The following is a 25,679-nucleotide window of genomic DNA, read 5'->3' on the forward strand; positions in this document are numbered from 1 at the left end:
CTTGCTCGCGAGCAAGTTCGCTCCTACAGCACGGCATCAGTCAATGCCCAGGCTCGCCCAGATTTCGTCAACGCGACGGGTCACCGCCGGGTCCTTCTCGATCACCCGACCCCATTCGCGGCTGGTCTCGCCCGGCCACTTGTGGGTGGCGTCCAGGCCCATCTTCGAGCCGAGGCCGGAGATGGGCGAGGCGAAGTCCAGGTAGTCGATCGGGGTGTTGTCGATCATCACCGTATCGCGCTTGGGGTCCATGCGTGTGGTGATGGCCCAGATCACGTCGTTCCAGTCCCGCGCATTGATGTCGTCGTCGGTGACTATGACGAACTTGGTGTACATGAACTGTCGCAGGAACGACCAGACACCCAGCATTACGCGCTTGGCGTGGCCAGGGTACTGCTTCTTCATGGTCACCACCGCCATGCGGTAGGAACAGCCTTCCGGCGGCAGGTAGAAGTCGACGATCTCGGGGAACTGCTTCTGCAGGATCGGCACGAAGACTTCGTTCAGCGCCACACCGAGGATGGCAGGCTCATCCGGCGGCCGACCGGTGTAGGTGCTGTGGTAGATCGGTTTCTGCCGACGGGTGATGCGTTCCACGGTGAACACCGGGAAGCTATCCACTTCGTTGTAGTACCCGGTGTGATCACCGTAGGGGCCTTCGTCAGCCATTTCGCCGGGGTGAATAACCCCTTCGAGGACGATCTCGGCACTGGCCGGTACCTGCAGGTCGCTGCCGATACACTTCACCAGCTCGGTGCGGTTGTCCCGCAGCAGGCCGGCGAAGGCATATTCGGAAAGCGTATCCGGCACCGGGGTCACGGCGCCGAGGATGGTTGCCGGGTCGGCGCCCAGGGCGACCGCCACCGGGAAAGGTTCACCCGGATGCTTGGCGCACCATTCGCGGTAATCCAGCGCGCCGCCACGGTGGCTCAGCCAACGCATGATGACCTTGTTGCGGCCAATCACCTGCTGGCGATAGATGCCGAGGTTCTGCCGCTCCTTGTTCGGACCGCGAGTGACGGTCAGGCCCCAGGTGATCAACGGGGCGACATCGCCTGGCCAGCAGGTCTGCACCGGCAGCTTGCCGAGGTCGACATCGTCGCCCTCCTCCACCACTTCCTGGCAGGGGCCGTCCTTCAGCACCTTGGGTGCCATGGCGATGACCTTCTTGAAGATCGGCAGCTTGGACCAGGCGTCCTTCAGCCCCTTGGGCGGCTCAGGCTCCTTGAGGAAGGCCAGCAGCTTGCCGATCTCGCGCAGCTCGCCGACATCCTCGGCGCCCATGCCCAAGGCCACACGGCCGGGGGTGCCGAACAGATTGCCGAGCACCGGAATGTCGAAGCCGGTGGGCTTTTCGAACAGCAGCGCCGGGCCTTGCTTGCGCAGGGTGCGGTCGCAGATTTCGGTCATTTCCAGCACCGGCGACACCGGAGTGGCGATGCGTTTGAGCTCGCCGCGCTGTTCCAGGCCGCTGATAAAGTCGCGCAGATCGCGATACTGCATGCTTGAGCCTCTTGGGGCGTGCAGGTCGGGGCGCAAAGTTTAGCGCCGAACTGGGTTATTCAGAAGAACAAAGGGCCAGTGCAGAAACGCAAAAGCCGGGTTTCCCCGGCCTTTGTGGCACATCCAAGACTTACTTGCGCTTCATCGACAGGAAGAATTCGTCGTTGGTCTTGGTGTCTTTCAGCTTGTCGAGCAGGAACTCGATGGCGGCGATCTCGTCCATCGGGTGCAGCAGCTTGCGCAGAATCCACATGCGCTGCAGCTCGTCTTCGGCAGTCAGCAGCTCTTCGCGGCGGGTACCGGACTTGTTGATGTTGATGGCCGGGAACACGCGCTTCTCGGCGATGCGACGGTCCAGCGGCAGTTCCATGTTGCCGGTGCCCTTGAACTCTTCGTAGATGACTTCATCCATCTTCGAACCGGTTTCAACCAGCGCGGTGGCGAGGATGGTCAGCGAACCGCCTTCCTCGATGTTGCGCGCGGCGCCGAAGAAACGCTTGGGCTTCTCCAGGGCATGGGCGTCGACACCACCTGTGAGCACCTTGCCGGAGCTCGGGATCACGGTGTTGTAGGCACGCGCCAGACGGGTGATGGAGTCCAGCAGGATGACCACGTCCTTCTTGTGCTCGACCAGGCGCTTGGCCTTCTCGATCACCATTTCGGCAACCTGCACGTGGCGGGTCGGCGGCTCGTCGAAGGTGGAGGCGACCACTTCGCCGCGCACGGTGCGCTGCATCTCGGTCACTTCTTCCGGGCGCTCGTCGATCAGCAGAACGATCAGGTGGCACTCGGGGTTGTTGCGGGTGATGTTGGCCGCGATGTTCTGCAGCATGATGGTCTTGCCCGCTTTCGGCGGTGCCACGATCAGGCCGCGCTGGCCTTTGCCGATCGGTGCGCAGAGATCGATCACGCGGCCGGTGAGGTCTTCGGTGGAGCCGTTGCCGGCTTCCATCTTCAGGCGCTCATTGGGGAACAGGGGCGTGAGGTTCTCGAACAGAATCTTGTTCTTGGCGTTCTCGGGACGGTCGTAGTTGATGGAGTCGACCTTGAGCAACGCGAAGTAACGCTCGCCTTCCTTCGGAGGACGAATCTTGCCGACGATGGTGTCACCCGTACGCAGGTTGAAGCGACGGATCTGGCTGGGCGAAACGTAGATGTCGTCCGGGCCGGCCAGGTAGGAGGAGTCGGCGGAGCGCAGGAAGCCGAAGCCGTCCTGGAGAATCTCCAGCACGCCGTCACCGGAGATCTCCTCGCCGCTCTTCGCGTGCTTTTTCAGCAGGGCGAAGATGATGTCCTGCTTGCGCGAACGGGCCATGTTCTCCAGGCCCATGGCGTCGGACATTTCCAGAAGTTCGCCAATCGGCTTTTGCTTGAGTTCGGTCAGATTCATAGGAATGACGTAGATAGATATGGAGAAGGGAAAGCTTTGAGCTTTTTAGGCCGCGCCGCAGAGATAGCGACAGGATCGCTGTGCTTATTCGAATAGGAGTGCGTCGGCGACGGCGTGGAGGGCTGCAAGAAAAAGCAGCGGTCCGAATGTAACACCGGCACAACGGCGAGTCTAGTGCACTCCAATGAAAAAGCCCCGCATTTCGCGGGGCTTCTTCGGGACGCTTATGCAGCTGTTCCGGCGGCGCTGGAGGCCACGTGGAATCAGATGTTGGCGTCGAGGAAAGCGGCCAGCTGGGACTTGGACAGGGCGCCTACCTTGGTGGCTTCGACGTTGCCGTTCTTGAACAGCATCAGGGTCGGGATGCCACGCACACCGTACTTCGGCGGAGTGTCCTGGTTTTCGTCGATGTTCAGCTTGCAGACTTTCAGTTTGCCCTGGTAGTCCTTGGCGATTTCGTCGAGGACCGGAGCAATCATCTTGCAGGGACCGCACCACTCGGCCCAGTAGTCGACCAGCACCGCGCCGTCGGCTTTGAGCACGTCCTGCTCGAAACTGGCATCAGAGACGTTGGTGATGAATTCGCTCATGGAAGGATCTCTCCGTGTTCGGAAGCAAAAAAGTGGAGCCATCATATCCCGGCTTTCCCGGGACCGAAAGCCAAGGGCGATTGAGCTTTGCTATGGCGATACAGGGCAAAACTGATGGATAGGAGTGAGCACGTCAATTCGACTGTTGATCCATGTGCCGCTCGGGCGGACCGTCGGCCGAGCTGACGCGCGACTGTCATATCCCACCTATAGTGTGCTCACCCAGCTATTCGCCAGAGAAAGCCGCACCCCACCATCGCCCTCCCGGTCCGCGCCAGACTGGTACGAACGTACCGCTATTCGCATTGGCTCGACCGGGCAACCATGGCAGGATTGCGCGGTTCAGCCTCGAGACCCGAAACCATGCCGCAGAAGCCCGCCGAAATCCCGTCCCTGATCGCCGCCATCGACCTCGGCTCGAACAGCTTCCACATGGTGGTGGCAAAGGTCGACCACGGCGAGATCCGAATCCTGGAGCGGCTCGGCGACAAGGTTCAGTTGGCGGCGGGGCTCGACGACGACCGCAACCTCAACGAAGAGTCCATGCAGCGTGGCATCGATTGCCTGCGCCGCTTCGCCCAGATGATCGCCGGGCTGCCGGAAGGTGCGGTGCGCATCGTCGGCACCAACGCCCTGCGCGAAGCGCACAACCGCGCCGAGTTCATCCGCCGTGCCGAGGAGGTCCTCGGACACCCGGTGGAGGTCATCTCCGGCCGCGAGGAAGCGCGCCTCATCTACCTCGGCGTCTCCCACACCCTGCCGGACACCCCCGGTCGCCGGTTGGTGGCGGACATCGGCGGCGGCAGCACCGAATTCATCATTGGCCAGCGCTTCGAATCGCAACTGCGGGAAAGCCTGCAGATGGGTTGCGTGAGCTACACCCAGCGCTATTTCCGCGACGGCAAGATCACCCCGGCACGCTATGCGCAGGCCTACACCGCCGCTCGCCTGGAACTGATGGGCATCGAATACAGCCTGCGCCGCCTCGGCTGGCAGGAAGCCGTGGGCGCCTCCGGCACCCTTCGCGCGGTGGGCCTGGCGATCCAGGCGGCAGGGCTTGGCAATGGCGAGATCAACCCGGAAGGGCTGGCCTGGCTCAAGCGCAAGCTGTTCAAGCTGGGCGATGTGGAGAAACTCGACATCGATGGCATCAAACCGGACCGCCGGCCGATTTTCCCGGCCGGCCTGGCGATTGCCGAAGCCATCTTCGAGGCCCTCGAACTCAAGCACATGACCCACTCGGAAGGCGCCCTGCGCGAAGGCGTGCTCTACGACTTGCTCGGCCGACATCACCACGAGGACGTCCGCGAACGCACCCTGGGTGCACTGATGGAACGCTGCCATGTGGACCTGGAACAGGCCGCCCGGGTCGAGGCCAAGGCACTTGCATCCCTGGAGCAGGTCGCCGACAGCTGGGGACTGGACGATGACTGGCACCGCGACCTGTTGCTGTGGGGCGCGCGCGTCCACGAGATCGGCATGGACATCGCCCACTACCAGTACCACAAGCACGGCGCCTACCTGATCGAGCACTCCGACTTGCCCGGCTTCTCCCGCCAGGACCAACTGATGCTCGCCCTGCTGGTGCGCGGCCATCGTCGCAATATCCCGAAGGACAGGTTCTCCGAATTCGGCGACGAAGGCGTGAAGCTGCTGCGTCTCTGCGTGCTGCTGCGCTTCGCCATTCTCTTCCACCACATCCGTGGCACCTCGGCCATGCCGAGCGTCCTGTTGCGGGCCTCCGGGAACAACTTCGAAGTGCAGTTCCCTAAAGACTGGCTGGAAGCGAACCCACTGACCCAGGCGGACTTCGAGCAGGAAGCCGAGTGGCTGAAACGCATCGACTTCGAGCTCAAGGTGAGCTGAAGCCGAGACGCGCAGAAACGAGAACGGGGCCCGCAGGCCCCGTTTTCATTTGCGCGATCAGCGTGCGCTGATCGGCGGGTTGGTCAGCTTGTCCAGTAGGGTGGCCTGGGCATTGCGCGAGTTCTGGTTGCCGCTCGGGCTGTTGCGCAGATAACGCCCATCCGGCTGCAGCACCCAGCTCTGGGTGTTGTCGCTGATGTAGGCCTCGAGCTCCTTCTTCACGCGCGTGAGCAGCTTCTTGCCTTCCACGGGGAAGCAGGTCTCGACGCGCATGTCGAGGTTGCGCTCCATCCAGTCGGCACTGGAGAGGTACATCTTCTCGTCGCCGCCGTTGAAGAAGTAGTAGATCCGGCTGTGCTCGAGGAAGCGACCGATGATCGAACGGACCTGGATGTTGTGCGACACACCTGGGATACCCGGGCGCAGGCAGCACATGCCGCGAACGACGAGATCGATCCGCACACCGCTCTGGCTGGCCTTGTACAGCGCGCGAATGACCTTGGGATCGGTCAGCGCGTTGACCTTGACCATGATGTGCGCAGGCTTGCCTTCGCTGGCGTGCAGCGCCTCGCGGGCGATCATGTCGAGCAGGGTCTTCTTCAGGGTGAACGGCGCGTGCAGCAGCTTCTTCATGCGCAGCGTCTTGCCCATGCCGATCAGCTGGTTGAACAGCTTGTGCAGGTCCTCGCAGAGCGCATCGTCGGCGGTCAGCATGCTGTAGTCGGTGTACAGGCGCGCATTGCCGGCGTGGTAGTTACCGGTACCCAGGTGCGCGTAGCGGCGCAGCTCACCGTTCTCGCGCCGCAGGATCAGCATCATCTTGGCGTGGGTCTTGAAGCCCACCACGCCGTAGATCACCACGGCACCGGCCTGCTGCAGTCGGCTGGCCAGTTGCAGGTTGGATTCCTCGTCGAAGCGCGCACGCAATTCGATCACCACGGTGACCTCCTTGCCGTTGCGCGCCGCTTCCACCAGGGAGTCGACGATCTCGGAGTTGGCGCCGGCGCGGTAAAGGGTCTGCTTGATCGCCAGGACGTTGGGGTCCTTGGCGGCCTGGCGCAGGAAGTCCACGACCGGAGTGAAGGACTCGAAGGGGTGCAGCAGCAGGATGTCCTGCTTGCCTACGACGCTGAAGAGGTTCTCGGCCTTCTGCAGCAGCTTGGGGATAACCGGCGTGAAGGTCGGGTGCTGCAGTTCCGGATGGCTTTCCAGGCCGGTGATGCTGAACAGGCGAGTCAGGTTCACCGGGCCGTTGACCTGGTACAGCTCGCTCTCGCCCAGGTTGAACTGCTTGAGCAGGTAGTCCGAAAGGTTCTTCGGGCAGGTGTCCGCCACTTCCAGGCGCACCGCGTCGCCGTAGCGGCGCGAGAAGAGTTCACCGCGCAGCGCACGGGCCAGGTCGTCGACGTCTTCGGTGTCCACCGAGAGGTCGGCGTTACGGGTCAGGCGGAACTGGTAGCAGCCTTTCACCTTCATGCCGGGGAACAGGTCATCGGCATGGGCGTGGATCATCGAGGACAGGAAGACGAAGTTGTCGCCCGGTCCGCCGATGTCTTCCGGCACGCGGATGACGCGCGGCAGCAGGCGCGGCGCAGGGATGATCGCCAGGCCGGAGTCGCGGCCGAAGGCATCGACGCCTTCCAGCTCGACGATGAAGTTCAGGCTCTTGTTCACCAGCAGCGGGAACGGGTGCGTCGGGTCCAGGCCGATGGGGGTGATGATCGGCGCGATCTCGTCGCGGAAATAGCGACGCACCCAGGCCTTCAGCTTGGCGGTCCAGTAGCGGCGGCGAATGAAGTTGACCTGATGCTTGGCCAGCTCCGGCAACAGGATGTCGTTGAGGATGCTGTACTGGCGGGTCACCTGTTCATGCACCAGGTCGCTGATGCGCGCCATGGCCTGATGCGGCAGCAGGCCGTCGGCACCGGCCTGTTCGCGGGCGAAGGTGATCTGCTTCTTCAGGCCGGCGACGCGGATCTCGAAGAACTCGTCGAGGTTGCTGGAGAAGATCAGCAGGAACTTCAGGCGTTCGAGCAGCGGATAGGACTCGTCCAGCGCCTGTTCCAGCACGCGGATGTTGAACTGCAACTGGGACAGCTCACGGTGGATGTACAGGCTGCTGTCATCCAGGCTCGGCAATACCAGCGGAGCTGGTACGGGTGCCGGTACGGGTGCCGGGGCAGGTGCCGCTTCGGCAGCGGGAGCCTCCGGAGCCTCGGAAGTCGGAGGGGCCACCGGATTTTCGGTGGCTTCCTTCAGGGGTTCGAGCAATGCGCTGGGATTGAGTCCTTCGGTGTTCATCTGCAGTTCCTGGGGGGAGATCAGGCTCCCGTCTTGAGCATTTCTGCGGCGCGTACGGCGAAATAGGTGAGGATGCCATCAGCGCCGGCGCGTTTGAAGGCGACCAGGGATTCGAGGATCACCGCCTCGCTCAGCCAGCCGTTCTGGATCGCCGCCATGTGCATGGCGTACTCGCCGCTGACCTGATAGACAAATGTCGGCACGCGGAATTCATCTTTCACCCGACGAACGATGTCGAGGTAAGGCATGCCCGGCTTGACCATCACCATGTCGGCGCCTTCGGCCAGGTCGGCGGCCACTTCATGCAGGGCCTCGTCGGTGTTGGCCGGGTCCATCTGGTAGCTGGCCTTGTTGGCCTTGCCGAGGTTGGCGGCGGAACCGACTGCATCACGGAACGGGCCGTAGTAGGCGCTGGCGTACTTGGCCGAGTAGGCCATGATGCGCACGTTGGGGAAATCGGCGAGTTCCAGGGCTTCGCGAATCGCCTGGATGCGACCGTCCATCATGTCCGAAGGGGCTACCACCTGGGCACCGGCTTCGGCGTGGGACAGCGCCTGCTTGACCAGCGCATCGACGGTGATGTCGTTCTGCACGTAGCCGTTCTCGTCGAGGATGCCGTCCTGGCCGTGGGTGGTGAAGGGGTCCAGGGCCACGTCGCTGATCACGCCCAGTTCCGGGAAACGATCACGCAGGGCGCGAATGGCGCGTTGGGCGATGCCGTCGGGGTTCCACGCTTCGGCACCGTCGAGGGATTTCTTCTCCAGCGGCGTCACCGGGAACAGCGCCAGCGCCGGAATGCCCAACTCGACCCAGGCCTCGGCTTCCTTGAGCAGCAGGTCGATGGACAGACGCTCGACGCCAGGCATCGAGGCCACGGTTTCGCGGCGGTTCTCACCGTCCAGCACGAATACCGGGAGGATCAGGTCATCGACGGTCAGGACGTTCTCGCGCACCAGGCGGCGGGAAAAATCGTCACGACGGTTGCGGCGCAGGCGGGTTGCAGGGAACAGGCGGTTGGCGGGGGTAAAGCTCACAGCAGACTCCAGGGCCCGGGACGGACGCAGTGTGACAAATATAAGGGTCGATTATGACGGAATGGTAACAATCCGGGACAGCGACCCGTAGTCGCGTCGACCGGCGTACGGGCCTTGTGGCGGCATGCCGGGATTGTCCGTGGTCAATCTGATGGCATTCGCCGGAGGCCGGAGCTTTTCCCGGGGCGCCATCCCGGTTAGGCTGCGCGTTCATTTCGCTGCGCAATCCAACCATGCTGCAACAATTTCTCCAGGATTTCGGTTATTTCGCCCTCTTCCTCGGCACGTTCTTCGAGGGTGAGACGATCCTGGTCCTGGCCGGTTTCCTCGCCTTTCGGGGCTACATGGACATCAACGCCGTGGTGGCCACGGCGTTCTTCGGCAGCTACGCCGGCGACCAGCTCTGGTACTACCTGGGCCGCCACAAGGGCCGGCAGATCCTTGCCCGCAAGCCGCGCTGGCAGGCCATGGGCGACCGCGCACTGGCGCACATCCGCCGCCATCCGGATATCTGGGTCCTGAGCTTCCGCTTTGTCTACGGGCTACGCACCGTGATGCCGGTGGCCATCGGCCTGTCCGGCTATCCACCGCTGCGCTACCTGATCCTCAACGGCATCGGCGCCCTGATCTGGGCGCTGGCCCTGGGCTTCGCCGCCTTCCACTTCGGCGCCGTGCTGGAAGGCATGCTCGGCAACCTCAAGCGCTACGAGCTGATGGTGCTCGGCGGCCTGGTGGCCATTGGCGGCATTCTCTGGGTGAGGCGCCGCCTGCGTAACAACGGCAAGAACAGCTGATCAGACTGCCAGCGCCGCCGCGCGGCGCTGCAGGCCGAACAGCGCGGTCAGGCTGACCAGGCTGTAGAGCGCCAGCAAACCCCATCCCGCCGTGTCCATCGGCAGCACGCCCAATGCTGCCCCGCCCCAGAGCACCGGCCAGTTCACCGCCAGTCGCAGCACTTCCAGCCAACGCGCCAAGGGCCGGTTCTCCAGCCAGCTGCCGATCACGTAGACCCCGAAGGCCATCCAGGCCCAGGCCAACAGCAGCCAAGCCAGCGGCGCCTCGCCGCCAGTACCCAGCAACCAGGTCCCGGCTACCACGTAAAGCGCGAACTGCAGGCCGGCGTACCACTTCTGCGGCAGGCCCAGCGGCACCTCGAATTTGACGAAACGCGACAGGTCCGGCTTGGCCTGTGGATAACGCTCCGCCACGTCCGCCGGACGCCAGCCGGTACGCATGAACCAGATACGCAGCTTGTCCCACCAGGACTCCGCACGCACGGCATCACGCCAGAGCTGCACATAGAACTGCAGGTTGGCCCACAGCGGGTTCCAACTGGCCAACGGCGTGGTCACGCCGAAGACCACCGGCTCCTCGTCCAGCTCTTCCTGGAAGGTGCCGAACAGCCGATCCCAGAGGATGAACACACCGCCGTAATTGCGATCCATGTACACCGGATTCTGCGCGTGGTGGACGCGATGGTTGGACGGGGTGATGAAGATCCATTCGAACCAGCCCAGCTTGGGTATATGCCGCGTGTGCACCCAGAACTGATAGAGCAGGTTCAGCGCACCGACGCTGAGGAACACCAGCGGCGGTACGCCGGCAACAGCCATCGGCAGGTAGAAGATCCAGCCGAAGAGGAAGCCGGTGCTGGTCTGCCGCAGGGCGGTGGAGAGGTTGTATTCCTCACTCTGGTGGTGCACCGAATGGGCGGCCCAGAGGATGTTGCGCTCGTGGCCCAGGCGGTGGTTCCAGTAGTAGCAGAAGTCATAGAAAACGAAGGCCAGCAGCCACACCCAGAGGCTCGAAACCGACTGTTCGAACAGTGCCAGGTGTTGCCAGGCGAAGGTGTAGGTCAGCAGCCCCACCACCTTGGTCAGCAGGCCGCTGGTGGTGGACAGCACGCCGGCGCTCAGGCTGTTGAGCGCATCGGCGGTACGGTAGGTGCGCATTCCACGCCAGCGATCGGCGATCAGTTCGATGCCGATCAACAGGAAGAAGAAAGGCACGGCATAAAGCACGTAATTCATGGGACAACCCTTATCGTCGTTCTTGTCCGGTGACCCACAGGCGGTGAAGCGGGTTGGCGCCGCGCTCGCGGCCCGAATCCCCGGCCTGCTAGGATTGCTCGTCAGGTGCTGTACGAAACGCCGCCATGCACGGGTGGCATTCATCCAGTACCCAGAATGCTACTCCCGCAGCCGGTCCGGCTTCCCGGCACGGCGTGCCAACCCAAGCGGCATATGACGACAGCATGCGAAAACTCCTCAAACCCGCCCTGATCGCCCTGCTCCTCCTGGCCTGTGCCGCCCTGCTCGGACTCTATCCCTATCGCGATGCCCTGCTGCCGCAGGCCGCCGACCTACCAGCGGCGGAACAGCGCCTGGCGCCGCACCTGAGCCTGTTCACCCCGGAAGGCACCGGCCCCTTCCCCACCGTGTTGGTGTTCCATGGCTGCAGCGGCCAGAGCTCGCTGTTCATGCGCAATGTGAAAGCCTGGCTGCTTCCCGCCGGCTACGCCGTGATGTTCGTCGACAGCCATGCCGCCCGTGGCATCAAGGACTGGCATCCGGTCTGCGATGGCAAACGGCTGTGGGGCAACGAACGCGCCATCGACGTCTACGCCGCCCTGGCGCTGGCACGGCAGAACCCGGCGGTCGACAGCGACAAGCTGGCCCTGCTCGGTTACTCACACGGCGGCTGGACCATCCTCGACGCGCTCTCCTACGACGGCAGCGCCGGCCACGGCTTCCCCGCTACCGGCAAGGGGGCACTGGCCGGCGTGCGCGGCGTCATCGCCTACTACCCCTACTGCGGGTTCCCCGCCCACCTGCGCGATGGCCTCGGGCACAGTGCCCCGGTGTTGATGTTCCTCGGCGCCAAGGACCACATCACCGACCACCAGCAATGCCTCTCGGCCCTCGACAGCCTCGACGGCGAGCGCCTCGAACTGGTGCAGTACGGCAACGCCGACCACGTCTTCGACCAGCGCAGCGACCTGAATACCTACCAACCCGGCCTGGCCCAGGATGCCCAGCGACGCGCCCTGGCGTTCCTGCGCGAGAACCTGGGACCAGCCCAATGACCTGGAGATGTCCATGACCAAGAAAGTTGCCGTGATCCTGTCCGGCTGTGGCGTTTACGACGGTGCGGAGATCCACGAGAGTGTGATCACCCTGCTGCGTCTGGACCAGCGCGGTGCCAAGGTCCAGTGCTTCGCGCCGAACATCGCCCAACACCACGTGATCGACCACACCACCGGCGAAGAAATGCCGGAAAGCCGTAATGTGCTGGTGGAATCGGCGCGCATCGCCCGCGGCGAGATCAAGGACGTGCGGGAATTGAACGCCGACGACTTCGACGCCCTGATCGTTCCGGGCGGCTTCGGCGCGGCGAAGAACCTCTCCGACTTTGCCGTCAGCGGCGCCAACTGCACCGTGCAGCCTGACGTACTGGCCGCCGCCCGCGACTTCGCCGAAGCCGGCAAGCCGGTAGGCCTGATCTGCATCGCCCCGGCCCTGGCGGCGAAGATCTACGGCGTAGGCGTGACCTGCACCATCGGCAACGACGCCGGCACCGCCGCCGCCCTGGGCGAGATGGGTGCCCAGCACGTGGAATGCGTGGTCGGCGAAATCGTCGAAGACGAGAAGCGCAAGCTGGTGACCACTCCGGCCTACATGCTGGCGCAATCCATCAGCGAAGCGGCCGGCGGCATCTACAAGCTGGTGGACCGGGTGCTGGAACTGACCCACTGATGTCCCCGGGCGGGTGGCTCCGGCCGCCCGCTGCGTGTCGATCCGGCCAATCCGCCCGCCACTCCCGCCTTACCCCTTGGCACCCTGGCCATTCCTCAGGCAGCGTCGAGCCATTCGATGCTCCCAGGAGGCACCATGAGCCAGAACGATTTCATCCTCACCCCCGAACTGCAGCAGGCCGTCGCCAGCTTCTTCGAGCGCATTCCCTTCAACCGCGTACTCGGTATCCAGCTGGGCGAGATGAGCACCGAGAAGGTGCTCATGCACCTGCCGATGAAGGACGAGCTGATCGGCAACTTCGTCCATGGCATCCTGCACGGCGGGGTCATCTCCAGCCTGCTCGACGTCGTCGGTGGCGCCATGGCGCTGATCGGCGCCTTCGAACGGCACCAGCACTTATCCACAACGGAGCGCATGACGCGGTTGTCCAAGCTGGGCACCATCGACCTGCGCATCGACTACCTGCGCCCGGGCCGTGGCAAGCACTTCACCGCCACCGCCGTGCTGCTTCGTTCAGGCAACAAGGTCGCCGTGGTCCGTTCGGAACTGCATGCCGACGACGGCACCCTCGTCGCGGTGGGTACCGGCACCTACCTCTGCGGCTGAATCCGCAGGGGCCGTTCGAGCCGCATCAACCCCGGCTGAGTCGGGTCAGCAGCCGGTCCAGGGAGTTGGCGAAGGCCTGCCGCTCCTTCTCGCCGTAGGCCGCCTGGCCGCCGCCCATCTGGCCCTGATCGCGAAGGTCGGTGAACAGGTTGCGCACCGCCAGACGTTCGCCCATGTTGCGCTCGTCGAACTCGCGCCCGCGCGGGTCCAACGCCGCAACCCCCTTCTTCACCAGGCGATCGGCCAGCGGCACGTCACTGCAGATCACCAGCTCGCCGGGGACAGCGTTTTCCACCAGGTAGTCATCGGCGGCATCCGGACCGCTGGGCACCACCACCAGCCGCACGCAGGCGAAGGCCGGCTTGACCTGGCTCTGCCCGGCCACCAGCACCACTTCGAACTTGCGCTTCAGGGCGAACTTGATCACCTGGTCCTTGGCCGCCCGGGGGCAGGCATCGGCATCGATCCAGACGCGCATGGGAGAACTTCCGCAGATAAGAAAAGGGCGAGGAGTTTACACCCCTCGCCCTCCAATCAGGCCTGTGCGGCGCTGCGCTCGCGCAGCCAGCTGCGGCCGTAGAGCGCCGCGATGGCCAGCAACGCCAGCCCCTGGGCCGACAGCGTGCAGGCATCGGGATGGATGCCCAGCCAGTCGAACTCGAAGAAGGCCACCGGGCGCGTACCCAGCACCCCGGCTTCCTGCAGGGCGGCCACGCCATGACCGGCGAACACCACCGACAGGGCGCAGAGCAGGATGGCGTTGGCGCTGAAGAAGGTCCCCAGCGGCAGCTTCGCCGAGCCACGCAGGATGACCCAGGCCAGGCCTACCAACAGGACCAGGGCCGCCACCGCGCCGGCGATGACCATGCCATGCCCGGCCGGACCGGCCTGCAACCAGAGGGTTTCGTAGAAGAGGATCACTTCGAACAGTTCGCGGTACACCGAGAAGAACGCCAAGGTGGCGAAACCGAAGCGCCCGCTGCTGCTCAGCAGGTGGTCCTTGATGTAGCTCTGCCAGGCGGCAGCGTGGCGGCGGTCATGCATCCACACGCCGAGCCAGAGCACCATCACGCAGGCGAACAATGCCGTGAAGCCCTCCATCAGCTCGCGCTGGGCGCCACCGACATCGATCAGGAAGGCCGCTACTGCCCAAGTGGCGAAGCCGGCGACGATGGCCAGGCCCCAGCCCACGTGAACGCTGCGAATTGCATGTTCCTGATCGGTCTTGCGCAGGAATGCGAGGATCGCCGCCAGCACCAGGATCGCCTCAAGGCCTTCGCGCAGCAGGATCAGCAGGCTGGAAATGAAGCTCAGCGAACCGCTCAGGCCGTCACCGCCCAGCAGATTCGCGGACTTGTCCAGTTCGGCCTTGGCCTGTTCCAGCAACTGCGCCGCCTGACCGATGGACTGGCGGTCCTGCAGCGCTTGGCGGTAAGCCATCAGCGCGCGTTCGGTGGTCTTTCGCTGAACCGCGTCGAGGTTGTCGAGGGAGCTTTCCACCAGCTCGAAGCCTTCCAGGTAGGCAGCTACCGAGAGGTCGTAGGCCTGGTCCGCGTCACCCTCCCGATAAGCCTTGAGGCTCTGTTCCAGGGTGGAACGGGTATGGCCGATCAGCTCCTTGGGCCCGCGCTGCTGCACGGGAGGCTGGGCGCGTTGGGCACGGAACAGCGCCTGGGCTTCAGCACCCTGGCTCGCGCCGACTTCTTCCGGCGTGCGGCCAGCCAGTTCGCCAAGGGAGATGGCTTCGCCCTTCACCGCCGGGTCAGCGCTGAAGCCGGCGATGTAACTCGCCAGATCCCAACGCTGACGGTCGTCCAACTGGTCGGCGAAGGCGGGCATGTCGGTCCCTTCGACACCCAGACCGAGCGTGTTGAAGAGGTCATAGAGACTCATCCGATCCATCCGCGCCTGATCGCGCAGGTTGGCCGGCGGTGGCTCGAGGCCCATGCCAGCCGGACCATCGCCGGCGCCGGTATCGCCGTGACAGACGCTGCAGTGCTGCGCATAGAGCGGCGCACCACGGGCGGGGTCCGGCGTGATGAGCGGGGCCTGGCTGACCTCGTAGGTCGCGGCCAGTCGGGTGGCCAGTTGGCGCGCCTGGCGGGCAACGGCGGCTCCGTCCTGCTTGTCTTGCACGGCCTGGTGCAGGCTGGTGACGCCCTGCTCCAGTTCCTTCTGGCCGTCGCGGGCTGGCAGGGCCACGATCAGGCCCTGCAACGCACCGAGGAATTCGATCTGTTCACGGTATTCGGCGGCGTCGATGACCTTGCCGTCGACCACGGTAGCGGGGTAGTCGGCCCCGATGTAACTGAGCAGGTGCAACGCCTGCGCGGCGCCGTCGGCCTGGTCGGCCATCAGGCTGAAACTGCAGAGCGCCATCAGCGGCACGAAGAGCCAGCTGAGCAATCTCGGAATGGGGAACATGAGTCAATCTCAAATGAGAATGGGGAAACGAATTGTTACCCTCCTAACGATTGAGCTCAACCCCGAATCGCACATCCGATTGCGCTGGCAGCTTGCCGAAAATCGCTGCAGGCCCCATCACGACTGGCTTTCAGCGCGATATTGACGGGCTCTGGACGGTGCGATGAAAGGAGGGATTCCGACGGGAAGAATTCCGGCGAGCAGCCGCTCGCCGGAGTGCGCGGCCATTAGACCGGCGCGCGGCGCACGGTGGCCAGCAACGCTGCCGCGCCGACGAACAGGGCGGCGAAGCTGCGGTTCATCACCCGCTGCTGGCGCGGCGAACGGAGCAACCGCAGGACGCGGGCGGCAAGGCCGGTGTAGCCGGCCATGACGATCAGGTCGACGGTGATCATGGTCACGCCCATCACCAGGTACTGCTCTACCAGCGGCGCATGGGGGTCGATGAACTGCGGCAGCACGGCGAGCATGAAGACGATCGCCTTGGGATTGCTGAAATTCACCAGGAAGCCACGCAGGACCAGCGTGAGCGGACGGCCGATGGGGCGCTCGGCCGAATCGTTGGCCATATCGCTGGGCAGGGCCTTCCACTGCTTGACCGCGAGGTAGACCAGGTAGGCCACACCGAACCACTTGATCAGGCTGAAGGCCAAGGCGGAGGTCGCGAGGATGGCGCCGACACCCGCGGCGACAATGGCGATCTGCAGGGCCAGGCCGATCTGCAGGCCAAGCGCATTCCAGTAACCACGAAGGAAGCCGTACTGAAGGCCGGAGGACATGGAAGCGATGGCACCGGCACCCGGTGACAGACTGATCACCCAGCAGGCAACCAGGAAAGCGAGCCAGGTCTGGAGCGCCATGGCATATACCTCGAAAACAAAAAGGGGCAGGCCGCAGAGCCTACCCCTTCATCCAGGCGCTGCCCAGTACCGTCAGCGCCAGCGGCGCACGGCCTTCTGGAAGAACAGGCTGTTGGGCACTTGCACCAGTGCGCCGTGATTCTCTTCGCTGAGGTCTTCGAGGGTGGTGTAGAAGAGGTTGATGGCGATCACCCTGCCCTTTACGCCTTGCTTGTCCGCGCTTTCCACCACTTCGACCTTGTCGCCCATGCGGAACGGTCCGAGGGAGAAGATCAGCACCGCGCAGAACATGTTGGAGAGCACGCTCCAGATCGCGAAGAACGCGACCGCTGCCACGGCGGCGAAGCCCGTCAGGGCGGTCCACAACACCTCGGCGGAGACACCGAAGCGCTCCAGCACCAGCATGAACGCGCTGCCGAGGATCATCCATCGCAGCAGGCCGCGCAGAGGCACCATCAGCTCCGAAGGCAGCTGTGGATAACGCTGCCCGAGGCGGGTGATGCCACGGGTGACGATGCGCTGCACCAGCCAGGCCAACAGCACGATCAGCAGCACCTGGGCGACGCGAATCAGCGGCTCGCTCCAGGCGGTCAGGAGTTGCAGGTCATCCATCAATCCGCGGCCTCCAGTTGCCGCTGCAGCTCCTCCAGGGTTTCCAGGGCCAGGAGCCAGGCCTCTTCCAATTCGGCCTCGCGCGACTTCAGGCGGGCCTGTTCGGCCAGCAGGTCGCGCAGTTCATCCTTGCGCGCCGCCTCGTAGAGGGCGGAATCGCCAAGACGTGTTTCGACGCTGGCCAGTTGTTCGTGCAGCTTGCCCAGGTCCTTCTCGAGCTTGTCGGCTTCCTTTTTGTGCGGAGCCAATTGCTGACGCAGGGCGGCGGCGGCCTGGCGCTGGGCGCGCTTGTCGGTCTTGTCCGGGTTCACCGGTGCGTTGGCGGCGGGAGCCTGGCGCGCACGGAAATCCACCAGCCAGCGGGCGTAGTCGTCGAGGTCACCGTCGAAGCTCTGCACTCGACCATCGGCCACCAGCAGGAATTCGTCCGTGGTGCTCTTGAGCAGGTGACGATCGTGGGACACCACCAGCACGGCGCCTGCGAAATCCTGCAGGGCCATGGTCAGCGCCAGGCGCATTTCCAGATCGAGGTGGTTGGTCGGTTCGTCCAGCAGCAACAGGTTGGGCTTCTGCCAGGCAATCAACGCCAGGGCCAGTCGCGCCTTCTCGCCGCCGGAGAAGTTGGTCACCGCCTCGTCGCAACGATCGCCACGGAAATCGAAACCGCCGAGGAAATCGCGCAGGGTCTGCTCACGCTCGCTCGGCGCAAGGCGTTGCAGATGCAGGAGCGGGCTGGCCTTGGGGTCGAGCGCGTCCAGTTGATGCTGGGCGAAGTAGCCAATGGCGAGATTCTCACCTCGGGCGAGGCGGCCACCAATAGGCTCTATGTCACCCGAAAGGGTCTTGATCAGGGTCGACTTACCCGCGCCGTTAGGGCCCAGCAAGCCGATGCGAGCACCCGGCGCCAGCTGTAGCTTGACCTGCTGCAGCACGGTTTTGTCGCCATAGCCGAGGCGACCTTCGGAAAGGTCCAGCAGCGGGCTGGAAATCTTGTCGGCCTCGCGGAAGCTGAAATCGAACGGCGAATCGACATGGGCCGGTGCCAGTTCTTCCAGGCGTTCCAGGGCCTTGATCCGGCTCTGGGCCTGGCGGGCCTTGGTCGCCTGAGCCTTGAAGCGGGCGATGTACTTCTCCATGTGCGCACGCTGGGCCTGCTGCTTCTCGTAGGCCTGCTGCTGCTGCGCCAGGCGCTCGGCACGGGTGCGCTCGAAGGCCGAGTAGCCACCGCGATAGAGGGTCAGCTTCTGCTGTTCGAGGTGCGCGACGTTGTCCACGACTGCGTCGAGGAAGTCACGGTCGTGGGAGATCAGTAGCAGCGTGCCCGGGTAGCCCTTGAGCCACTCTTCGAGCCAGAGAATCGCGTCGAGGTCGAGGTGGTTGGTGGGCTCGTCGAGTAGCAACAACTCAGACGGGCACATCAGCGCCTGGGCGAGGTTCAGGCGCATCCGCCAGCCGCCGGAAAAGTCGCCAACGCGACGATCCATCTGCTCCGCGGTGAAGCCGAGACCGGCCAGCAGCTTGCGAGCACGGGCGTCGGCCGTGTAACCATCGGCGCTGTCCAGTTCGATGTGCAGGCGAGCGATGGCGGTGCCGTCGTGGCCCGCCTCGGCAGCCGCGAGTTCACGCTGAACCCGGCGCAGGTGCAGGTCGCCATCGAGCACGTAGTCCACGGCCAGGCGCTCGAGGTTGTCCACTTCCTGGCGCATATGGGCGATGCGCCAGTCGGCGGGCAGCAGGCAATCGCCCGCATCCGGCCCCAACTCGCCACGCAGCAGGGCGAACAAGCTGGATTTGCCGGCACCGTTGGCGCCGATGAGGCCGACCTTCTGGCCGGCGTGCAGGGTCATTTCGGCGCCTTCTAGCAGACGCTGAGGACCACGCTGTAGAGTGAGATTTTGCAGTCGGATCATGATGGCGGCGGAGTTTATCAGCTTCGCTGCCATGTCGCCCGGGGAGCGCTATGCCTTCAGACCTGTGGACTTTCGCCTTGCGCCTCTACGCCGAGCCCGGCGTCGAGCAGGCCTGCCTGCGCCTTCAGGATGGAGGCGCCGATGTCTGTCTGCTACTCACTGCCTGCTGGCTCGGGCAACGCGGCACTCCTTGCGACACCACTCGCCTGGATGCTCTGTACGACGTCTGCGACCCATGGCAGGAACAGGTGATCAAGCCGTTGCGTTCGCTGCGACAGAACTGGCGTGTGCAGGCACAGGACGACCTGGCCCTGGCCGGGATGCGTGAGCAGATCAAGGCACTGGAACTGGAAGCCGAACGCAAACTGCTGGCGCGCCTGGAAAGCACCGCTATGGATTGGCCGACGGGGGGGATGGAGCAGATTGGAGCCTGGCTCTCGGGCTGCTGCCCGGGACGGGAGAGCGTGGACCGCGACGCACTGGAACAGCTGCGCGTCGCGGCCCTGACGCTTTAGTTCGACGGTGAAGTCGGAGCAGCGCCGTTGCTGCTGGTCGGCGCCACGCTGGCAACCGGTGCAGGCGCAGGCGCAGGTGCTGCCGGAGCGGCCGGAGTAGCAGCCGGTTTCGGCGCCGCGGCCGGAGCAGCGGGCTTGGCGGCAACAGGCTTGGCTGCGGCGGGCTTGGCCGGAGTAGCCTTCTTCACGGCGGGCTTGGCAGCGGGTTTCTTCGCTGCAGGTTTGGCAGCCGGCTTCGCAGCGGCAGCAGGTTTGGCTGCAGTCGCGGCAGGCTTCGCAGCAGGTTTAGCTGCGGCTGGTTTGGCCGCCGGCTTGGCTGCTGGTTTGGCTGCAGCGGGCTTCGCTGCGGCTGGCTTGGCCGCCGGTTTGGCAGCCGGCTTGGCCGCAGGTTTCGCAGCGGCGACTTTAGCGGCGGGCTTGGCAGCCGGCTTGGCTGCGGGCTTCGCTGCAGGTTTGGCGGCGGCGGTTTTCGCTGCAGGTTTGGCAGCCGGTTTCGCGGCGGACTTGGCGGCGGGCTTCGCAGCAGCGGCCTTCGCTGCAGGTTTTGCAGCAGGTTTCGCAGCAGGCTTGGCGGCGGGTTTCGCAGCAGCCTTGGCGGCTGGCCTGGCTGCAGGTTTCGCAGCGGCAACCTTCGCGGCGGGTTTAGCTGCGGGCTTGGCAGCCGGTTTGGCAGTTGCAGGCCTGGCGACCGGTTTCGCAGCCGGCTTGGCGGCGGCTTTGGCGGTAGCGGGTTTCGCGTCGCGGGATGCCAGAGCCTTGCCTACGGCCTCGCGGACCTTGCCCACGCCCTGGGCGAGCTTCAGGCTTTCCTGAGAATCACGCTTGAGCTGGGAGATGTAGGCGCGGGTTTCGGCCTGGCGATTCTTCAGGGTGTCCAGGAGGGTTTCGAGTTCACCGATGTTGGCCTTGGCCTTGGCTTGCGCCTTGGCTTTGCCAGCCTTGGCGGAATCCTGCAGCTTGGTGCGCGCGGTGTGGAGTTTTTCCTGAGCCTTGCCGCGTTGTTTCTCCAGTTTGGTCAGGAGCTTTTCAGCGTCGACCGAAGCTTGGGCGCAGGCTTTCTCAAGGTGTTCGAGCAGACTGAAGGACAGTTGGTGCAGCAGGTGCAGCGGGGTGCTTACGGGCTTCTTCTTGGCCGACATGGTATGCCTCCTGGCGGGCGTTATTTGGCCCATACTAGTCGCCTGTTTCGCGAGTCGCCAGAGGCCGCGCCATATCGCCCGCCTGGGCCTTGCGACGGATTGCCAGTGCAGGGTTTCGCAAGTGCGATCCGGACCACGAATCACTCGCCCGAAAAGCCCTGCCCATAGCAATAGCTAGCCAACGCCAGGAAGGCTCTGGAATGGGGCATTCAGCGATGTTCAGCCACCCCCGATTCCAGTACCGACAGGACAACGATCAGGCCGGTTGAGAGGCCTCACCCTGATGGGCGTTATGCAGCACTTCGATCAGGCAGTCTTCTAACTCGAAGCGTTCGTGAAGCAGTTGCCCGAGATTCTTCAAATCGGAAGTCAGGCAGATGTCACGGCTATCGCCGTTGTCGCAGCGATCGTTGAAGGCCAGTGCGACTTCGGTGATGGCTTCGATACGGGGATAGATTTGCTTGGCGAGGTCGAGGCCGCGTTGATCACCGAACGCTTTCGCCTCGTTGAGCAATTGCTCGTACACCTCGAAGTGCCCTGCAGACACGTAGTCCAGCAAGACCTCACAAAACCTTTGCAGTGCTTCCGCGTTGGCGCTGGGAGCCTGTGGCTTCTCGCTCAGCGAGCTGTAAACGCGGACCAGCTCATGGCGCTCCTGCAACCAGCGGTCGATCAGCTGGTGCACGCCACCCCAACGTTCCTGAGCGTTCTGGCAACTTTCGAGCATGGTGACGACCTCACTTCCCTAATTCGGTAATGCCGTTATACGTCCGCTCCGAGACGGTTTTTTGTCGACCGGTGCAAGATCCTGGGAAGACGCCGCCAAAACGGCAATATTCCGGCGGCGCGTGCGGGCCAGAGTATGCCCGCCGAGCAGTGCCATCAAGGCGCGCGCGGGAAAAAATTCATACGAGCGTTTAATCGTCAGACCGCGGCCCGTCTGGCCGGAGCTTTGCGGCCGGCGCGGCGGATTGGCGCAGCGTTGGGGAGTGCAGAAAGCGAGGGAAAAGCGCGCCGAAAGGCGCATGGCAAAGCCATGCGCCTTTAGCGATCAGGAGCGACGCAGAAGTTGGTACAGCGAGAACAGAATGCAGCCGATGAAGGCCAGCAGGCTCCACTCGGGAATGCTCATGCCGAACAGGGTCCAGGTCACGGCGGCGCAATCGGCGGTGCCATGCAGCATGGTCTTGATGATCTGCAGGAACGGCCAGGCTTCCATCATGTAGTCGAAGCTCGGCAGGCACGCGGGCAGCTGGTCTGCCGGCACGCTCTGCAACCAGATCTGGCGACCGGCGAAGCCCGCACCCCCTGCCGAGAAGAGCAGCGCCAGCACGGCGTAGACGCGCCGTCCGGTGCGCTCCGGACCATGCAGCGCGGCGATCAGGCAGACGATACCGAACGCGATGATGAAGACGCGCTGGACGATGCACAGCGGGCACGGTTCGAGGCCGAGGGCATGTTCGAGATACAGCGCGCCCCCCATTACAGCGACGCAACCGAGGAAGGCGAACAGGAAAAGCGAACGCGGGCTTGCCAGGGACATGGCGGCTCCGTTGGGTTATCGGAAAGGGCGTTACGGTAGTGGAAAGCGCCTTGGCCTTTCAAGGCGAGCGACTAGGCTGGATGAGGTTGCCTATCCGGAGAAACCTGCCATGTGTCGGCTGCTTTTGCCGTTGCTACTCCTGTTGCCCGGACTCGCCAATGCCGCCCTGCCCCTGGAGCGCATTCGCCTGCCGGAGGGCTTTCGCATCACGCTGGTGAGCGACCAGGTGCCCAATGCCCGGGAGATGACCTGGGGTGATCGTGGCACCCTGTTCGTTGGCAGCAATTCAGCCGGTAAGGTTTATGCGCTGCAGCTCGCCGGCGGCGAGGTCCGCACCATCGCCAGCGGCCTACAGCTGCCCGTTGGCGTGGCCTACAAAGGAGGCGACCTTTACATCTCTGCGGTCAGCAAAATCCTGCGCCTGCGCGACATAGAGTCGCGCCTCGATTCACCATCCGACGCCGAGGTGGTTTATTCGAAGCTGCCTCGTGAAACCCATCACGGCTGGAAGTTCATCGCCTTCGGCCCCGACGGCAAGTTGTATGTGCCGGTGGGAGCGCCGTGCAATGTCTGCGACGAAGACCCTGACACCTACGCCGCCATCCATCGCATGAACGCCGATGGCAGCGGAATGGAGCTGGTGGCGCGAGGCGTGCGCAACACGGTGGGCTTCGACTGGCACCCGCAGACCGGCGAACTCTGGTTCAGTGAAAACGGCCGTGACCTGATGGGCGATGACGTGCCTGATTGCGAGCTGAATCGCCTGGAGAAGCTGGGTCAGCATTTCGGCTTTCCCTATTGCCATGCCGGCGACGTGGCCGACCCGAAGTTTTCCCAGCGGCCCTGTAGCGAATTCGTCGCGCCTGTCGCCAAGCTGGGCCCCCACGTCGCGCCGCTCGGCATGCGCTTCTACACCGGCAGCCAGTTCCCCGCGGAGTACCGCAATAACCTGTTCATCGCCGAGCACGGCTCGTGGAATCGCAGCGAGAAGATCGGCTATCGGATCAAGCGGGTCGAGCTCAATCCGGATGGCAGCCTGAGACGCCAGAGCGTGTTCGCCGAAGGCTGGCTGAAGGACGGCGATGTATGGGGCCGGCCGGCCGATGTACTGGTGGCGCCGGACGGTGCGCTACTGGTGAGCGACGACGAGGCCGGTGCCATCTACCGCATCGAGTACGTGGGAAAATGACGCGAAAGCCAGCGCAATGAAAAAGGCCCGGGATAATCCCGGGCCTTTCTTTATCAGGCGATTTTTTCCGTCGGCAAGGGCAAGGCCGGCAAGCGCTGATCGAGCAGGCCAAGGCCCTCCTGGAACAGCTGATTGCTGCGCTCCACCTCGCCCATTTGCGCAAGCAGGCGGGCCAGCTCCGCGCAGGTCTCGGGGTCGCGGCGGAAGCTCAGGCTGCTCTCGAAATACTCTCGCGCCTTGCCCCAGAGTCGATTGCGCAGGGACAGGCGACCCAAGGTGAGCAGCAAGGTGCCGTCGCTGGAGTGCTCCTTCAGCCAGCCCTCCGCAGCCTGCAGCTGGCGGACCGGGTCACTGCCACGCAAGAGGCCGTAGAGCCGCACCAGATCGTCGTCGTAGCTGCGCTTGATGGCGCCACGCACGGCTTCCTCGGCTTCTTGCTCGGCACCCAGGCGGCGCAGCTGCTCGGCAAAGGCCAGCACCAGACGCGGCTCGTTGCGCTGGGCGGAGGATAGTTGCTGCCAGGCACGGGTCAGCGGCTGCAGAGCGGTTTCGCCCTCGTTCAACCCTTCTTCGCCGGCCTGGTGCAGACGGGCACTCCACACACGCAGTTCGAGTTCGGCCAGCTGGCTTTCCGACAGCGCCTTTTCCTTGCGCAGGGTGGGTAGCAGGCCGACCAGGGCGGCCCAGTCTCCACGCACCTCGTGCAGATGCAGCAACTGACGCAGAACCTGATGATGGCGCGGGTGGCGCTCTTGCACAGCCTTCAGGGTTTCCAGCGCCGCCGCGGAATCGCCACGATCCAGTTGCAGTTCGGCGTGGGCCAGGGCGATGGCCAGTTCAGCCTGGGGCTGACGTTCAAGGGCCCGCTCCAGCAGTTGCTCGGCTTCTTCGGTCTGACCTATCTTCTGCGCTGCGCGGGCGGCGCCCAGGTAGTAGATCAAGGGTTGCGGGTCATTTTCAGCGGCACGCTTGAGATGACGCAGCGCGCGCGCCCAGCGACCTTCGGCGAGGTCCAGCAGGCCTTGTTCGGACGCCAGCCGCGCGCGGCGCCGGGCATTGCGTCGCGACCAGGGATTGACCACCCCGCCGGACATCACCACCAGTCGCAACAGATAGCGCAGACCGGCGAACAGCAACCAGAGCACCGCCAGCAACGCCAGGGTGGCCCAGAGGGTGGACTCGTAGCGGAAGCCCTTGTAGGCCACCAGCACATAGCCCTTGTGCTGAGCCACCGCCATGCCGATGAGGGTGGCAGCCGCGCCGATCACTGCGAGGACCAGCAGGACCTTGAGCAGGCGCTTCATTGGCCCGCCTCCTTCGGTGCGGTGGCATCCGGCTGCTCGGCTTTATCAGCGGCGCCGCCCGGCGTGCGCTGCAGGTAGGCCTGGAGGGCGCTCAGCGCAGGGGCGAGATCAGGTGCCTTGACTTCCACCGGCTGGCTGGAAAGCTCATCGAGGCGAGCCAGCAAGGCGCGGCTGTCCGGATTTTCTTCGTTGAAATGGCCGCGCAGCACATCACGGGCCTGGCGCAGCGACTGCTGATAGACCTGCGTCTGGCCATGCAGCGCGCCCCATTGCGCCTGCTCGAGAGCGAGCGAAAGGGCGAGGCGGACCTGGGACAGGTTCTGTCCGGCGAGCAACGGCTTGATGTCCTGGCTGGCATCCAGCTGGATGCGGAAGTAGTGCGAGAGCTTCTCCAGCCACTCGGCCCAGGCGCTGCCACCGTCGCCTTCGGCGGCGATGTCCAGGAGCACGCCCCCCTTGTCTTCGAAGGCCGGCACCAGCGGGTTGAGCTGGACCGCCTGTTCACGCAGGGCGCCCAACTGGAGGAACAGGCCGGTACGATCAGGCTGCTCGGTGCTGCGCAGCGCTACCAGGCTCTTCGCCAGCTCTTCGCGGGCGGCGTAGGCGCCGGGATCGTCCTGTTCACGGAGGATGTCATCGGCGGCCTGGACCAGTGCCGCGGCGCTGTGGATATCCTGCAATGCCGAGAGACGCAGGCTGGCCAGCCGAAGCAGATGCTCGGCTTCGGCCAGACGCCAGTCCTTGCGGCTGGCGCCGAGGATGGTCTCCAGGCGCTGGCGCAGTTGCTGCTGATCACCCTGCAGGTCCACCAGCAAGCGACGACGCTCGTCCAGTTCAGCGGCGCTGGGCAACTCTTCCAGGCGCTGGGTCAGCTGCTGCTCACGCTGGGCCAGGGCGCGGGTCTGGCCACGCGCATCCTCGACCATGCTGAGTTGCTGCTGGTCGCGGGTTTCCAGGCTGCGTACCTGCCAGAGGCCCCAGCCGCCCGCGGCGACGCCGGCGGCGCCCAACAACAGGGCGAACAGGGCCAGGCCATTGCCCCGGGGGGCAGGCGCGGTGCTGGTGGGAGTGACGGGGTCGGCGGCTGTGGTGGGCTGCTCTTGTTTCGGGGCTTCTGCTTCGCTCACGTATCCATCCT

The 25,679-nt window shown here is 64.4% G+C and carries 23 protein-coding genes; 7 read left to right on the forward strand and 16 right to left on the reverse strand.

What is annotated here, in order from left to right; all coding sequences use genetic code 11:
* Positions 1-36: 36 nt before the first annotated feature.
* The 3 genes from ubiD to trxA form a co-directional block, all read right to left on the reverse strand.
* Positions 37-1,503, reverse strand: a complete 1,467-nt coding sequence (gene ubiD, locus DM872_RS21080; RefSeq protein WP_179061283.1) for a 4-hydroxy-3-polyprenylbenzoate decarboxylase — start codon at positions 1,501-1,503, stop codon at positions 37-39.
* Positions 1,504-1,633: 130 nt separating this feature from the next.
* On the reverse strand, positions 1,634-2,893 hold the full coding sequence (rho, locus tag DM872_RS21085) for a transcription termination factor Rho (RefSeq protein WP_120654003.1): 1,260 nt from the start codon (positions 2,891-2,893) through the stop codon (positions 1,634-1,636).
* Positions 2,894-3,156: 263 nt separating this feature from the next.
* A complete protein-coding gene (gene trxA, locus DM872_RS21090) occupies positions 3,157-3,483 on the reverse strand; it encodes a thioredoxin TrxA (RefSeq protein WP_044873156.1) in 327 nt (108 codons plus the stop codon).
* A gap of 363 nt (positions 3,484-3,846) precedes the next feature.
* Between trxA and ppx the strand changes: the two genes are divergently transcribed.
* Positions 3,847-5,349: an exopolyphosphatase gene (gene ppx / locus DM872_RS21095; protein WP_218649484.1), complete on the forward strand. Its 1,503-nt coding sequence runs from the start codon at positions 3,847-3,849 to the stop codon at positions 5,347-5,349.
* Positions 5,350-5,406: 57 nt separating this feature from the next.
* Here the strand turns inward: ppx and ppk1 are convergent, their stop codons facing one another.
* Complete coding sequence (ppk1, locus tag DM872_RS21100) at positions 5,407-7,650, reverse strand: polyphosphate kinase 1 (protein ID WP_179061285.1); 2,244 nt, start codon at positions 7,648-7,650, stop codon at positions 5,407-5,409.
* A 20-nt stretch (positions 7,651-7,670) separates the two neighbouring features.
* Positions 7,671-8,684, reverse strand: a complete 1,014-nt coding sequence (gene hemB / locus DM872_RS21105) for a porphobilinogen synthase (RefSeq protein WP_179061286.1) — start codon at positions 8,682-8,684, stop codon at positions 7,671-7,673.
* 233 nt (positions 8,685-8,917) lie between these two features.
* On the opposite strand from hemB, the gene DM872_RS21110 reads away from it, so the two are divergent.
* Complete coding sequence (locus DM872_RS21110; protein ID WP_077525596.1) at positions 8,918-9,478, forward strand: DedA family protein; 561 nt, start codon at positions 8,918-8,920, stop codon at positions 9,476-9,478.
* Here DM872_RS21110 and DM872_RS21115 read toward each other — a convergent pair whose 3' ends face one another.
* Positions 9,479-10,714, reverse strand: a complete 1,236-nt coding sequence (locus DM872_RS21115) for a sterol desaturase family protein (protein WP_179061287.1) — start codon at positions 10,712-10,714, stop codon at positions 9,479-9,481. It abuts the gene before it with no gap.
* A gap of 224 nt (positions 10,715-10,938) precedes the next feature.
* On the opposite strand from DM872_RS21115, the gene DM872_RS21120 reads away from it, so the two are divergent.
* From DM872_RS21120 to DM872_RS21130, 3 genes are all read left to right on the forward strand, one after another.
* Positions 10,939-11,769, forward strand: coding sequence for a dienelactone hydrolase family protein (locus DM872_RS21120; RefSeq protein WP_179061288.1), 831 nt, complete (start codon positions 10,939-10,941; stop codon positions 11,767-11,769).
* A gap of 13 nt (positions 11,770-11,782) precedes the next feature.
* Positions 11,783-12,439 (forward strand): isoprenoid biosynthesis glyoxalase ElbB, encoded by a 657-nt coding sequence (elbB, locus tag DM872_RS21125; protein WP_179061289.1) that lies wholly within the window; start codon positions 11,783-11,785, stop codon positions 12,437-12,439.
* 135 nt (positions 12,440-12,574) lie between these two features.
* Entirely contained in the window at positions 12,575-13,045 is a 471-nt protein-coding gene (locus DM872_RS21130; RefSeq protein WP_179061290.1) for a thioesterase family protein, read from the forward strand.
* Positions 13,046-13,070: 25 nt separating this feature from the next.
* On the opposite strand, the gene DM872_RS21135 is transcribed toward DM872_RS21130, so the two are convergent.
* The 5 genes from DM872_RS21135 to DM872_RS21155 all read right to left on the reverse strand — a co-directional run bounded on the left by DM872_RS21135 (position 13,071) and on the right by DM872_RS21155 (position 18,851).
* Positions 13,071-13,523 (reverse strand): YaiI/YqxD family protein, encoded by a 453-nt coding sequence (locus DM872_RS21135; protein WP_179061291.1) that lies wholly within the window; start codon positions 13,521-13,523, stop codon positions 13,071-13,073.
* 56 nt (positions 13,524-13,579) lie between these two features.
* Positions 13,580-15,469 (reverse strand): cytochrome c/FTR1 family iron permease, encoded by a 1,890-nt coding sequence (locus DM872_RS21140; RefSeq protein WP_179061292.1) that lies wholly within the window; start codon positions 15,467-15,469, stop codon positions 13,580-13,582.
* 227 nt (positions 15,470-15,696) lie between these two features.
* Positions 15,697-16,329: a homoserine/homoserine lactone efflux protein gene (rhtB, locus tag DM872_RS21145; RefSeq protein ID WP_077525588.1), complete on the reverse strand. Its 633-nt coding sequence runs from the start codon at positions 16,327-16,329 to the stop codon at positions 15,697-15,699.
* A gap of 72 nt (positions 16,330-16,401) precedes the next feature.
* The gene (locus DM872_RS21150) at positions 16,402-16,941 is read right to left on the reverse strand and encodes a mechanosensitive ion channel family protein (RefSeq protein ID WP_179061293.1); all 540 of its coding nucleotides are present in this window, start codon (positions 16,939-16,941) and stop codon (positions 16,402-16,404) included.
* Positions 16,941-18,851, reverse strand: coding sequence for an ATP-binding cassette domain-containing protein (locus tag DM872_RS21155; RefSeq protein ID WP_179061294.1), 1,911 nt, complete (start codon positions 18,849-18,851; stop codon positions 16,941-16,943). Before DM872_RS21155 ends, DM872_RS21150 begins: the two co-directional genes overlap by 1 nt.
* 50 nt (positions 18,852-18,901) lie before the next feature.
* Here DM872_RS21155 and DM872_RS21160 point away from each other — a divergent pair, with 50 nt between their 5' ends.
* Positions 18,902-19,366, forward strand: a complete 465-nt coding sequence (locus DM872_RS21160; protein ID WP_179061295.1) for a TIGR02444 family protein — start codon at positions 18,902-18,904, stop codon at positions 19,364-19,366.
* Here the strand turns inward: DM872_RS21160 and DM872_RS21165 are convergent.
* The 3 genes from DM872_RS21165 to DM872_RS21175 form a co-directional block, all read right to left on the reverse strand.
* Complete coding sequence (locus DM872_RS21165) at positions 19,363-20,505, reverse strand: AlgP family protein (RefSeq protein ID WP_179061296.1); 1,143 nt, start codon at positions 20,503-20,505, stop codon at positions 19,363-19,365. The genes DM872_RS21160 and DM872_RS21165 overlap by 4 nt on opposite strands.
* A gap of 256 nt (positions 20,506-20,761) precedes the next feature.
* Positions 20,762-21,232 (reverse strand): sigma D regulator, encoded by a 471-nt coding sequence (gene rsd / locus DM872_RS21170; RefSeq protein WP_179061297.1) that lies wholly within the window; start codon positions 21,230-21,232, stop codon positions 20,762-20,764.
* Positions 21,233-21,556: 324 nt separating this feature from the next.
* Positions 21,557-22,048, reverse strand: coding sequence for a disulfide bond formation protein B (locus DM872_RS21175; protein WP_179061298.1), 492 nt, complete (start codon positions 22,046-22,048; stop codon positions 21,557-21,559).
* Positions 22,049-22,157: 109 nt separating this feature from the next.
* On the opposite strand from DM872_RS21175, the gene DM872_RS21180 reads away from it, so the two are divergent.
* Entirely contained in the window at positions 22,158-23,237 is a 1,080-nt protein-coding gene (locus tag DM872_RS21180; protein ID WP_179061299.1) for a PQQ-dependent sugar dehydrogenase, read from the forward strand.
* Between the two features lie 53 nt (positions 23,238-23,290).
* Here DM872_RS21180 and DM872_RS21185 read toward each other — a convergent pair whose 3' ends face one another.
* Both DM872_RS21185 and DM872_RS21190 read right to left on the reverse strand, forming a co-directional pair.
* Positions 23,291-24,541, reverse strand: a complete 1,251-nt coding sequence (locus DM872_RS21185; RefSeq protein ID WP_179061300.1) for a heme biosynthesis HemY N-terminal domain-containing protein — start codon at positions 24,539-24,541, stop codon at positions 23,291-23,293.
* Complete coding sequence (locus DM872_RS21190; RefSeq protein WP_179061301.1) at positions 24,538-25,668, reverse strand: uroporphyrinogen-III C-methyltransferase; 1,131 nt, start codon at positions 25,666-25,668, stop codon at positions 24,538-24,540. The genes DM872_RS21185 and DM872_RS21190 overlap by 4 nt, the downstream gene beginning before the upstream one ends.
* Positions 25,669-25,679: the final 11 nt, after the last annotated feature.

It is taken from the genome of Pseudomonas taiwanensis (assembly GCF_013393345.1).
GTDB classification, from domain to species: Bacteria; Pseudomonadota; Gammaproteobacteria; order Pseudomonadales; family Pseudomonadaceae; genus Metapseudomonas; species Metapseudomonas resinovorans_C.